The sequence below is a fragment of the Acidimicrobiales bacterium genome (genome assembly GCA_016716005.1).
Taxonomy (GTDB): Bacteria; Actinomycetota; Acidimicrobiia; order Acidimicrobiales; family JADJXE01; genus JADJXE01.
The window spans coordinates 993,274-1,004,598 of the sequence record JADJXE010000001.1 but is presented as its reverse complement, the minus strand read 5'-3'; the positions used below and the strand labels follow the sequence as shown (position 1 = coordinate 1,004,598).

Here is an 11,325-nt window from a genome sequence, read left to right as displayed (position 1 = left end):
GCCCCGCAGCTCCCATCGCTCGTGTACGTGATCGCCGTGGAGTTCGACCTGCACCTGCCGGCGTGCCGTTCCCTCAAGGCCAAGCGGTCGGTGCTGAAGCCGATCGTCGAGGGCGCCCGGCGGCGCTACGGCGCCGCTGCGGCCGAGGTCGGCCACCAGAACCAGTGGCAGCGCGCCCTGGTCGGGGTGGCGGTGGTGGCCGGCTCGCACCGCCACGCCGGCGAGATCGCCGACGAGGTCGAGCGCTTCGTGTGGTCGAACCCCGAGGTGCAGGTGCTCGACGTGGAGCGCACGTGGCTGGAGACGGGGCGGTGAGCCGCCGGCACGGTGGTGCACCGCGGCCGTACCCCCGCACCGCCCGCCTCAACGAGCTCGTCCACGAGATCGTGGCCGACGCGCTGGGTCGCATGGACGACGACCGGCTGTCGCTCGTCACCGTCACGGCCGTCGAGGTCGAGCCCGACCTCCGCCACGCAGTCGTGTGGTTCTCCACCCTGGGCGATGCCGACCCCGAGGCCGATGCGGAGGTGCTCGAGGCCCTGGGCCACGTGCGGGGTCGGCTCCAGGCGGCCGTCGCGCGCCAGGCCCGCACCAAGCGCACGCCGGAGCTGCTGTTCAGGATCGACGAGGTGTCGCGCACGGCGGCGCGCATCGAGGAGATCCTCACCGACCTGCACCAGGGCGAGCCGCCCCGCGACCCCTCCGCCGGCTGATGCCCGACGGGCTCGCCGTCGTCGACAAGCCGGCCGGCTGGACCTCGCACGACGTGGTGGCCAAGGCGCGGGGCCTCCTGCGCGAACGCCGGGTCGGCCACGCGGGCACGCTCGACCCGGACGCCACGGGCGTCCTGCTGCTGGGGGTGGGCCGGGTGACCCGGCTCCTGCGGTTCCTCTCCGGCCTGCCCAAGTCCTACGAGGGCGAGGTGGTGCTGGGCACGGCCACGTCCACCCTCGACGCCTCCGGCGAGGTCACGGCGCGGGCCGACATGGCGGGGGTGGCGGAGGCGGACGTCCGGGCGGCCGCCGCCGGCCTCACCGGCGAGCTGCTCCAGGTGCCGCCCATGGTGTCGGCGGTGAAGGTGGGCGGGCGGCGGCTCCACGAGCTGGCCCGCCAGGGCGTGGAGGTGGAGCGGGCGCCGCGCCCGGTCACCGTCACCCGCTTCGACGTCGCGCCCACCGCCGATCCCCTGGTGTACGCCATCTCCGTCGAGTGCGGCTCGGGCACGTACGTGCGGGTGCTGGCCGCCGACCTCGGTGCCGCTCTCGGGGGGGCGGCGCACCTCCGGGCGCTGCGGCGCACGGCCGTCGGGCCCTTCGGCCTGGCCGAGGCGGTGCCGCTCGGGGCGCTCGATGCCGCGCTCCTCCTGCCGCCGGCCGAGGCGCTCCGGGGCCGTCCCCGGGTGGTCGTGGGCGCCGAGGTGGCCGCCGAGGTCGCCCACGGGAAGGTCCTCGAGCGGGACGACCTGGGGGTGTCCGGGACCGGCCCCTGGGCCGTGGTCGACGCCGCCGGTGCGCTGCTGGCGGTGTACGAGCCGCACGGGGGCCGAGTGAAGCCGGCCGTCGTCGTCGCGGTTCCGCCATCGGGGGGCGGTAGCGTCCCCGGCTGATGGAGGTGCTCCGCGACGGCGATGCGTGCCCCCGCCCCGACGAGGGCACCGCGGTCACGATCGGCGCCTTCGACGGGGTGCACCTCGGGCACCGGGTGCTCATCTCGGGGTTGCGCGAGCGCGCGGCCACCCTCGGGGCTCGTGCCGCCGTCGTCACCTTCGACCGCCACCCGGCCTCGGTGGTGCGCCCCGACTCGGCGCCGAAGCTCCTCACCGATCTCGACCAGAAGCTGGAGCTGCTGGCCTCGACCGGCGTCGACTACACGCTCGTGGTGGGCTTCGACGAGGCCCGGTCGAAGGAGGAGCCAGAGGACTTCGTGGCCGAGGTCCTCGTCGACTGCCTCAACGCGCGGCTGGTGGTGGTCGGGGAGGACTTCCACTTCGGCCACCGGCGCCGGGGCAACGTGGCCCTCCTGCGGTCGATGGGAGCGTCGCTCGGCTTCGCGGTCGAGGGGATCGGGCTCGTCGACGCCGGCGGCGACCCACCGGCCGCGGGTGCGGTCGACGGCGAGCCGGTGTCGTCGACGGTGGTGCGGCGGGCCCTGGCCGAGGGCGACGTGGCCGGGGCCGCCGCCCTGCTCGGCCGGCCGCACGAGGTGCGCGGCGTCGTCGAGCACGGCGACGCCCGGGGGCGCCTCCTCGGCTACCCCACGGCCAACGTGCACGTCCCAGCCGAGATCCGCCTGCCCGCCGACGGCATCTACGCCGGGTGGTACGAGCGCCCCGACGGGACGATCCACGCCACCGCCATCTCCCTCGGCCGGCGACCGACGTTCTACGACCACGCGGCCATGTCGCTGCTCGAGGCGTACCTGCTGGACTTCGACGGCGACCTCTACGGCGAGGCCGCCAAGGTCCGATTCGTGGCCCGGCTCCGGGGTGAGCAGCGGTTCGACTCGGTGGAGGCCCTGGTGGAGCAGATGACCCGCGACGTGGAGGCGACCGGTGCCCTGCTCGGCCTGCGGTCGTCGTCGGGAGCGCCGGGGTGAGCCATCCGCCGGGGGAGGAGGGAGGCGGCGCCGAGGTCGCGTCCACGGTCACCGAGTTCGTGGGCGAGCCCGTCGCCGGGCCGTCTCCGGCCGGGCCGAGCTCGCTGCGGCCCCCACGGCTCGCCCGCCACGTCATCCGGCTGGCCGACGGTCACCGCGTCCAGCTCGCCGTGAGCGGACGGGGCGTGCCCCTCGTGGTCGTCCACGGCTTCTCGGCCGAGGGGATCCTCTACGCCCAGACCCTCTCGCGCCTCGTGGCGATGGGCTTCAAGGTGATCGCCATCGACACCGCGGGCCACGGGGGCACCGCCGGTCTGGCCGACGGCGGCGGCACGCTCAAGGGCTACGCCGAGCTGCTGGGACGGGTCGTGGGGGCCCTCGGGATCCGCGGCGCGGTGCTCGCCGGCCACTCGATGGGCGGTCGTCTGGTGGTCGAGCTGGCCGCCCGCGAGCCCCAGCGGGCGATCGCGGTGCTGCCCGTCGACGCGATCGTGGGCGGCACCTGGGACCGCTTCGTGAACGTGGCCCGGGTCGCCCCCGCCCTGCTCGGCGGCATCGGCATCGCCCTGCTCGTCGACAGCCTCTCCACCCTTCCCGTCGTGCGCGACCCGCGCCAGGCGGCCAAGCTCGCCCGCCTGTTCGCCCCCGTTGCCGCCGGCCACGCGCGCCGGCCCCTCCGGCTGGTGGCGCCCGGGCTGTCGATCCTGCGGTCGGGCGGCAGCCGCTGGATGCTCGACCGGCTGGGCCAGGACGGCGTGCCGGTGATCGTCATCCACGGCGACCGCGACCTGGGTGTGCCCGTGCAGACCGCCGCCTCGGCGGCCCGGTGGGCCAACGGGCAGCTCGTGGTGGTGCACGGGGCGACCCACTCGTGGCTGCTGAAGGACCCCGAGAGCCTGCCCGCGATCGTGGCCGAGCTCCTCCGGGGGCGGCTCGGCCGGGCCATCGGCCGGGCGCTGGAGGCCGAGGGCCTCGACCCGGCCACCGCCACCCTGGGGGCGATCGAACGGGTGCTCTACGAGCCCGGGGCGCGGGTCCTCGAGCTCACCCCGCCCCTCGACGACGACCCCGCCGGCGAGGCTGCGCGCCGGTTCGGGGTGGTGCACCGCCGCGGGCGCCGGCCCGAGCCGCGCTTTCGCTGGACCACCCTCGACCACGCCTGAGGGCCGGCCGGGCGGGTCGCCTCCGGAAGCCCCGGCTGCTAGCCTGAGGCGTCGGCCCGATGCCGGGTGCCCGTCTGCGGCCCCCTGACGGCACGTGCCGCACGCCCCATCCGTCGCCCAAGGTCAGCGCATGCCCGACAAGACCGCAACCATCGCCGCCCACCGGCTGCACGACACCGACACCGGCTCGCCGGAGGTGCAGATCGCGATCCTCACGGAGCGGATCAACCACCTCACCGAGCACCTGAAGGTCCACAAGAAGGACCACCACAGCCGGCGCGGCCTGCTCATGCTGGTCGGTCAGCGCCGCCGGTTGCTCGACTACGTCAAGCGCAACGACGTGGAGCGCTACCGGGCGATCATCGCCCGGCTCGGCCTGCGTCGATAACCATCCCGGCGAGCGGCCCGTGGGGCCGCACGCCTCATCCCATCACCACCCGAGCGACGAAGGCGCCAGCTGCCAGTTGCCGGCTCCCTGGCCCACGCGGCGAGGTGGCTGCCAACTGGGAACTGGCCCCGTCGCTCCCGATGCGGCCCCACGAGGGTGGGGCCGCGAGAGGAGATCCGCATGGCGGATGTCATCACCGTTTCCACGCCCGTGTCCGGTACCAGCAACACCCTGTCGTTCGAGACGGGCCGGCTGGCCACCCAGTCCCAGGGCGCCGTGGTCGGCAAGATCGGCGAGACCATGGTGCTCGTCACCGCCAACGCCGCCTCCGGCGTGCGGGAGGGCATCGACTTCTTCCCCCTCACGGTCGACGTCGAGGAGCGGATGTACGCCGCCGGGAAGATCCCCGGCTCGTTCTTCCGCCGGGAGGGCCGCCCGACCGACCAGGCGATCCTCACCTGCCGGCTGATCGACCGGCCGCTGCGCCCCAGCTTCCCCGACGACTACCGCAACGAGACCCAGGTCGTGGTCACCGTGCTGGGTGCCGACCAGGCCAACCCGCACGACGTGCTGGCCATCAACACCGCGTCGGCCTCGCTCATGATCTCGGGCATCCCGTTCGACGGCCCCATCGGCGCGGTGCGCCTCGTCTACAGCGCCGACGGTGCCTGGCTGCCCAACCCCACCTACCAGGAGGGCGACGCCGGCACCTTCGAGCTGGTGGTGGCCGGCCGGGCCCTGCCCGACGGCGACGTGGCCATCATGATGGTCGAGGCCGGGGGCACCGAGCAGGCCTGGTACCTCTACCAGGACGGCGCTCCCAAGGTGACCGAGGAGGCCATCGCCGAGGGCCTCGAGGCCTCGAAGCGCTGGATCCGCGAGTCGGTCGAGCTGCAGCGCGAGCTGGTGGCCGCCGCCGGCGTGCGCGCGCCCATCGCCTACGTTCGCCAGCTCGACTACGGCGACGACGTCGGGGAGCGGGTGCAGGCCCTGGGGGCAGAGCGCCTCGGCGCGGCCACGACGCTGGTGCTCAAGGCCGAGCGCAACGCAGCCATCGAGCTCGCGACCAGCGAGATCCTCGCCGAGCTCGCCGACGAGTTCGAGGGCCGCGAGAAGGAGATCAAGGCCGCCGTCCGGTCGCTCACCAAGAAGCTGGTGCGCACCCGGATCGTCGAGGACGGCGTGCGCATCGACGGCCGCGGGCCCACCGACATCCGGGCGCTGTCGGCGGAGGTGGGCGTCATCCCCACCGCCCACGGCTCCGGGCTGTTCCAGCGGGGCGAGACCCAGGTGCTCGACGTGGCCACGCTGGGGATGCCCCGGATGAACCAGCTGCTCGACACCATCGGCATCGACGAGCACAAGCGGTACATGCACCACTACAACATGCCGCCCTCGGCCAACGGCGAGGTCGGCCGCGTCGGCAGCCCGAAGCGCCGTGAGATCGGCCACGGGCTGCTGGCGGAGCGGGCCCTGCTCCCCGTGGTCCCCAACCAGCAGGAGTGGCCCTACACGCTCCGTCTGGTGTCCGAGGTGCTCTCGTCGAACGGCTCCACGTCGATGGCGTCGGTCTGCGCGTCCAGCCTGTCGCTCATGGACGCCGGGGTGCCGATCAAGGCACCGGTGGCCGGCATCGCCATGGGCCTGGTCTTCGCCGAGGGGAAGTACCTCACCCTCACCGACATCCTCGGCGCCGAGGATGCCTTCGGCGACATGGACTTCAAGGTGGCCGGCACCGCCGACTTCGTGACCGCCCTGCAGCTCGACACCAAGATCGACGGCATCCCCGCCGACGTCCTGGCCGACGCGCTGCAGCAGGCCCGTGAGGCCCGCCTGGCGATCCTCGACGTCATGAACGAGGCCATCCCGGCCCCGCGGGAAGAGGTGCGGAGCACGGCGCCCAAGATCATGAGCTTCCCGATCCCGATCGAGAAGATCGGCGAGGTCATCGGGCCCAAGGGGAAGGTGATCAACGCCCTGCAGCAGGAGACCGGCGCCGACATCGCCGTCGACGACGACGGGATCGTGGGCACGGTCACCATCGGCTCGACCGACAGCGGGGCGGTGGCCGAGGCCCGGCGCCAGATCGAGCTGATCGTGCACCCGCCGCAGCCCGAGGTGGGCGAGATCTACACCGGACGGGTCGTGAACGTGACCAAGTTCGGCGCCTTCGTGAACATCCTCCCCGGGCGTGACGGCCTGGTGCACATCTCCAAGCTGGGTGGGGGCAAGCGCATCGACCGGGTGGAGGACGTCGTCGATCTCGGCGACGAGCTGCAGGTGCGCGTCGACGACGTCGACCCCAACGGCAAGGTGTCGCTCACCCCGGTGGGCGAGGACGTCGCCGGTGGCGCCGACGAGGCCGGGCACGGCGCCGGGCGCTCCGAGGCGCGACCGCCTCGCGACGATCGCCCCCGCCGCTCGGCTGCGGCGGACGACCGCGTCGACGTGTCGTTCGAGGAGGCCTTCGAGGCCGAGCTGGGCGACCAGTTCGGCGACCTCGGCCCCGCTCCGGCCGAGAGCAGCGGCCGCCCCGACGGCGATCGAGGCGCCGATCGGCGTCGCCCCCGGCGCCGGCGCTGAGCGCCTCGGCCGGACCGGCCGGGTTCGAGCCCGAGGTCGTGGCCGTCGGCGACGCCATCGAGCGTCGCCGGCTGGCCTCGGGCCTCCGGTTGGTCACCGAGCGGATGCCCGAGGCCCGCTCGCTCAGCCTGGGCGTCTGGGCCGGCGTCGGCGCGCGGGACGAGCCGGACGAGCTGGCCGGCGTGTCGCACTTCCTCGAGCACCTGCTGTTCAAGGGCACGCCCACCCGCTCGGCCCGCCAGATCGCCGAGGCCGTCGACGCCGTCGGCGGGGAGATGAACGCCTACACGGCGAAGGAGTACACCGCGTACTACCTGCGTCTCCCGGCCGAGGAGCTCGGGTCCGGGCTGGCCCTGCTGGCCGACGTGGTGAGCGCGCCGGCGCTCCGCACCCACGAGGTGGAGGCCGAGCGCCAGGTGATCCTGGAGGAGCTCCTCATGGACGAGGACAGCCCCGAGGACCGCGTGCACGCGCTGGTCCTCGAGGGACTGTTCCCCGGGCACCCGCTGGGGCGGGAGACGGCAGGCACGGCTGACACCGTCCAGGCCGTCACCCGCGACGACATCGCCGGCTTCTTCAGCCGGCACTACGGCCAGGGGTCGCTGGTGGTGGCGGCCGCCGGCCGGCTCGACCACGAGGAGGTCGCGTCGCGCGTGGGGGACCTGCTGCCCGGTCCCGACGCCGGCCAGGTGCCGGCCCGAGCCGCTCCGGCAAGGGCGCCGGCGCCGCTGCTCGTGCTGCGGCGACCCACCGAGCAGGCCCACCTGGCGCTCGGGTTCCGGGGCGTGGCACGCCACGACCCCGACCGCTACGCCCTCGACGTCGCCAACCACGTGCTCGGCGGGGGCATGTCGAGCCGGCTGTTCCAGGAGGTGCGCGAGGAGCGCGGCCTTGCGTACAGCGTGTACTCGTCGGCGTCGGCGTACACCGACACCGGTGCGCTCGTGGTGTACGCCGGCACCGCACCGGGACGGTTCGCACAGGTCGCGGGGCTCATCGCCGGCGAGATCGAGCGGCTGGCGGCCACGGGGGTCACGCCCGCCGAGCGGGACGTGGCGGTCGGGTTCCTCACCGGCTCGATGGTGCTCGGGCTGGAGGACTCCGGCAGCCGCATGGCCAGCCTGGCGACCAGCGAGACCACCCGCGGTCGCGTCGTCACCGTCGACGAGAGGCTCGCCGGGTACCGGGCTGTCACCGTCGACGACGTGCACCGCGTGCTCGGGCGCGTGCTCGGTGGCCCGCGCACGGTCGCGGTGGTCGGCCCGTTCGAGGCCGACGCCGTCGTCGCCGCCCTCGCCTGAGCGTCCCGGGCCGGGCTGGCGACCCGTGAACTACCGTTCGTCCATGGCGATCCGGGTTGGGGTGTTCGGGGCCGCGGGCCGGATGGGGACGACGGTGTGCCAGGCCGTCGCCGCCGACCCCGAGTTCGAGCTGGTCGGCGCGGTCGATCCGCACCACGAGGGGCTCGACGTCCACACCGTCACCAAGGTCGACCTGCCGTACCACCTGTCCGTGGTGGGGAGCCCCGACGGGCTGACCGAGTCCGGGGTCGAGGTCGCGGTCGACTTCACGCACGCCGACGCCGCTCGTCAGAACCTCCGCTGGTGTGCCGAGCACGGGGTGCACGCCGTCGTCGGCACCACGGGGTTCGACGCCGGCGACTACGACGAGCTCCGGCGGCTCTTCACGGCCAGCAACTGCGTGGTGGCCCCCAACTTCGCCATCGGCGCGGTGCTGATGATGCGCTTCGCCGAGCTGGCCGCGCCCTACTTCGACACCGCCGAGGTGATCGAGCTCCATCACGACGCCAAGGCGGACGCGCCGTCGGGCACCGCCATGGCCACGGCCGAGCGCATCGCGGCGTCGTCGGGCGAGTGGGCGGCCGACCCGACCCGCACCGAGGTGCTCCCCGGCGCCCGAGGGGCGGTCGGACCGGCGGGCATCCGGGTGCACAGCGTCCGCCTCCGGGGTCTGGTGGCGCACCAGGAGGTGCTGTTCGGCACCACCGGCCAGTCGCTGACGATCCGGCACGACTCCTACGACCGCAGCTCGTTCATGCCCGGCGTGCTGCTGGCGGTGAAGGCCGTGGGCTCGCGGCCCGGCGTCACCCTCGGCCTCGACGCCCTTCTCGACCTCTAGTCCGCGAGGGGCGGGGCTCGCCGAGCTCCGCCCCGGACGGCCGGGCCGATCGCCTGCCCCCTCAGAGCCGGCAGGTCGCGGAGGTGCCGTAGCGGCGGGCCAGCTCGGCCTTGAGGCCGCGCGGGAAGTCTGCTCCGACGATCCGGTGGGCCCCGAGGAGCGCTCGCTGGGCCGCGCCGTCGCCCTCGAAGGCGGCCACGCACGTCTCCGGTTCGAGGTTGGCCGCCGCCAGGATCGCGCCGGCGCAGCCGAGGAGGCCGGCGTAGGCGACGATCGACGACGACCCGACGTAGACCGGGTGGTGGAACACCTCGAGCTCGCCGAGGAGGCGCTCGGGGTCGCCGGTCGAGTCCTTGAGCCCGACGACCGGCAGGTGGGGGAGGGCCTCGAGGGGAAGCACGCCGCCGACCGCGGGGTAGTGGTACGCGAGCACGCCCACGTCGCCGGCCGCGCCGGCGACCGCGGCGTAGAAGGCCGCGTGATCGGCGTCGGCCGGGCCGGCCAGGGCCAGCACCCCGTCGGCGCCCAGGGCGCCGGCCCGGTCGGCCACGTGCTCGACCTCGGGCAGGGTGAGGCCACCCGTGCCGACGAGCACGGCCACACCCTCGGGCCGTGCCTCGCGCACGGCGTCGAGCAGCTCGAGGCGCTCGTCGGCGCCCAGCGCGGCGGCCTCGCCGGTGGTGCCCGCGACCAGCACGGCCCGTACTCCCCGGTCGGCCAGGTGGGCGGCGTGCCGGGCGGTGGCGCCGTGGTCGACCGCGCCGGCGTCGTCGAAGAAGGTCACGAGGGCCGCGGCGACCCCCGTGAACACGGGCTCCCTCACGGGCTCTCCCTCCGGTGCACCCTGGTGGCGCTGTACTGGTCGCGGGGCTTCACGACGATCTGGTCGATGTTCACGTGCGAGGGTCGGGTGACCGCCCACGCGATGCAGTCGGCGATGTCGTCAGCGGTGAGGGGTTCCACGCCGGCGTACACGCGGGACGCGCGCTCTTCGTCGCCGGCGAAGCGGACGACGCTGAAGTCGGTCTCCGTCATCCCGGGATCGACCTCGGTGACCCGGATCGGTCGGCCCAGCAGCTCCTGGCGGAGGGTCTCGGTGAAGGCCCGCACCGCGTACTTGGCGGCGTGGTAGCCCGCACCTCCCGGGTAGGTGGTCAGGCCGGCGATCGAGCCGACCATCACCACGTGCCCGTCGCCGCTCTCCTCGAGCTTGGGCAGCAGGTGCTGGGTGGCGCGCAGCGTGCCGAGCACGTTGGCCTCGAACATCCAGCGCCACTGCTCCTCGTCGGCCCGCTCGATCGGGTCGAGGCCGAGCGCTCCACCGGCGTTGTTCACCAGCACCCGGCACGAGGGCACGGCGTCGCAGAAAGCGGCCACCGACACCGGGTCGCACACGTCGAGCGGCATCGCCCGGGCGCCGATGCGGTCGGCCATCGCACGCAGCAGCTCGAGGCGGCGTGCTCCCACGACCACGTCGAAGCCCTCGGCCGCCAGGCGGCGGGCGGTGGCCGCGCCGATGCCCGCCGAGGCGCCCGTGATCACCGCCACGCCACGCGATCCGTTCGTGCTCATCCGCCCTCCACCCCTCCCGGGCCGGCGCGCTCACCGGCCGCCGGCCGCGGCCGCCCGCGGGCGCCCTCGATGGGGGCGCCGGGGACACCGAGCTCGTCGGCCACGTGGTCGAGCTCGACCTCGGCCTCGAGCTCGTCGGCCGCTTCCTCGAGCTCCTCGGCCATGCGCTCGACGGTCTCGAGCTCGCCCTCGCCCTTGCGCTGCTGGATCGTCGCCTGGATCACCACGAACAGCACCGATGCGGCCACCAGCCACCACTGGTAGCGCTGGATGAACCGGAGCACGGCGTCGAGCGGCTCCTCGAACAGCCCGCCGAGCCACCAGATGAGCGCCAGGCGAGCGACCGTGCCGGCCGCGTTGAGGATGAAGAACGTGCGTACCCGCATGCGGGCGGTGCCGGCCAGCAGGCAGATGAGGTTGTTGGGCATGATCGCCACCAGGGCCGGGCCCACCTTGGCGAAGGCGCGCTCCACGAAGGCGACGTAGCCGCTCGACCCGAGCCGCCGCTCGGCCCACCGCAGGGCCGGCTGCCCGTACGACCTCCCCAGCAGGAAGAACAGCGGGTCGGAGAGCAGCAGCCGGAAGAAGCCGACGACGAAGAAGGGCACGGGGTCGACACCGGCCGCGGCGACCAGCAGCAGGTGCCGGTTGCGCGAGTCGAGCACCAGCAGCCACACCGGGTGGTTCACCACGAGGGTGGGGGCCAGGGCGGTGCCGACGTTGGCAGCGATCACGAGGAGGATGATCGGCACCACCAGCAGGGCGAGCCTGCGCCGGTCGACGGTGGTGCTCGCCACGGGGTGAGCCTACCGGTGCGGCTCCGAGCGCCCGGCGGGTGGCGGGCGCCTACGCTGCGTCACGCACATCGACCGCACGAGGGGGACG

At 74.3% G+C, this 11,325-nt stretch carries 12 protein-coding genes; 9 read left to right on the top strand and 3 right to left on the bottom strand.

Annotated features, from left to right (window positions below; all coding sequences use genetic code 11):
- Nucleotides 1–36 precede the first annotated feature (36 nt).
- The 9 genes from IPM45_04855 (at nt 37) to IPM45_04815 (ending at nt 8,868) form a co-directional block, all read left to right on the top strand.
- The gene (locus IPM45_04855; protein ID MBK9178894.1) at nt 37–315 is read left to right on the top strand and encodes a DUF503 domain-containing protein; all 279 of its coding nucleotides are present in this window, start codon (nt 37–39) and stop codon (nt 313–315) included.
- On the top strand, nt 312–713 hold the full coding sequence (gene rbfA / locus IPM45_04850) for a 30S ribosome-binding factor RbfA (GenBank protein MBK9178893.1): 402 nt from the start codon (nt 312–314) through the stop codon (nt 711–713). Before IPM45_04855 ends, rbfA begins: the two co-directional genes overlap by 4 nt.
- A complete protein-coding gene (gene truB / locus IPM45_04845) occupies nt 713–1,606 on the top strand; it encodes a tRNA pseudouridine(55) synthase TruB (GenBank protein ID MBK9178892.1) in 894 nt (297 codons plus the stop codon). The genes rbfA and truB overlap by 1 nt, the downstream gene beginning before the upstream one ends.
- Nucleotides 1,606–2,595 (top strand): bifunctional riboflavin kinase/FAD synthetase, encoded by a 990-nt coding sequence (locus IPM45_04840; protein ID MBK9178891.1) that lies wholly within the window; start codon nt 1,606–1,608, stop codon nt 2,593–2,595. Before truB ends, IPM45_04840 begins: the two co-directional genes overlap by 1 nt.
- On the top strand, nt 2,592–3,758 hold the full coding sequence (locus IPM45_04835; protein ID MBK9178890.1) for an alpha/beta hydrolase: 1,167 nt from the start codon (nt 2,592–2,594) through the stop codon (nt 3,756–3,758). Before IPM45_04840 ends, IPM45_04835 begins: the two co-directional genes overlap by 4 nt.
- Before the next feature lie 130 nt (nt 3,759–3,888).
- Complete coding sequence (gene rpsO, locus IPM45_04830; protein MBK9178889.1) at nt 3,889–4,146, top strand: 30S ribosomal protein S15; 258 nt, start codon at nt 3,889–3,891, stop codon at nt 4,144–4,146.
- A gap of 180 nt (nt 4,147–4,326) precedes the next feature.
- The gene (locus IPM45_04825) at nt 4,327–6,729 is read left to right on the top strand and encodes a polyribonucleotide nucleotidyltransferase (protein ID MBK9178888.1); all 2,403 of its coding nucleotides are present in this window, start codon (nt 4,327–4,329) and stop codon (nt 6,727–6,729) included.
- A gap of 38 nt (nt 6,730–6,767) precedes the next feature.
- On the top strand, nt 6,768–8,030 hold the full coding sequence (locus IPM45_04820) for an insulinase family protein (GenBank protein MBK9178887.1): 1,263 nt from the start codon (nt 6,768–6,770) through the stop codon (nt 8,028–8,030).
- A gap of 43 nt (nt 8,031–8,073) precedes the next feature.
- Complete coding sequence (locus IPM45_04815; protein MBK9178886.1) at nt 8,074–8,868, top strand: 4-hydroxy-tetrahydrodipicolinate reductase; 795 nt, start codon at nt 8,074–8,076, stop codon at nt 8,866–8,868.
- A 61-nt stretch (nt 8,869–8,929) separates the two neighbouring features.
- Here IPM45_04815 and IPM45_04810 read toward each other — a convergent pair whose 3' ends face one another.
- The 3 genes from IPM45_04810 to IPM45_04800 are packed head-to-tail and all read right to left on the bottom strand — an operon-like array spanning nt 8,930 to nt 11,237.
- Nucleotides 8,930–9,691, bottom strand: coding sequence for a dihydrodipicolinate synthase family protein (locus IPM45_04810; protein ID MBK9178885.1), 762 nt, complete (start codon nt 9,689–9,691; stop codon nt 8,930–8,932).
- A complete protein-coding gene (locus IPM45_04805; GenBank protein MBK9178884.1) occupies nt 9,688–10,440 on the bottom strand; it encodes an SDR family NAD(P)-dependent oxidoreductase in 753 nt (250 codons plus the stop codon). Before IPM45_04805 ends, IPM45_04810 begins: the two co-directional genes overlap by 4 nt.
- Entirely contained in the window at nt 10,437–11,237 is an 801-nt protein-coding gene (locus tag IPM45_04800) for a VTT domain-containing protein (GenBank protein MBK9178883.1), read from the bottom strand. Before IPM45_04800 ends, IPM45_04805 begins: the two co-directional genes overlap by 4 nt.
- Nucleotides 11,238–11,325: the final 88 nt, after the last annotated feature.

Coding starts and splice junctions, on each gene's coding strand:
- truB (MBK9178892.1), top strand. CDS start 713: ATGCCCGACGGGCTCGCCGTCGTCGACAAGCCGGCCGGCTGGACCTCG.
- IPM45_04840 (MBK9178891.1), top strand. CDS start 1,606: ATGGAGGTGCTCCGCGACGGCGATGCGTGCCCCCGCCCCGACGAGGGC.
- rpsO (MBK9178889.1), top strand. CDS start 3,889: ATGCCCGACAAGACCGCAACCATCGCCGCCCACCGGCTGCACGACACC.
- IPM45_04825 (MBK9178888.1), top strand. CDS start 4,327: ATGGCGGATGTCATCACCGTTTCCACGCCCGTGTCCGGTACCAGCAAC.
- IPM45_04815 (MBK9178886.1), top strand. CDS start 8,074: ATGGCGATCCGGGTTGGGGTGTTCGGGGCCGCGGGCCGGATGGGGACG.
- IPM45_04805 (MBK9178884.1), bottom strand. CDS start 10,440: ATGAGCACGAACGGATCGCGTGGCGTGGCGGTGATCACGGGCGCCTCG.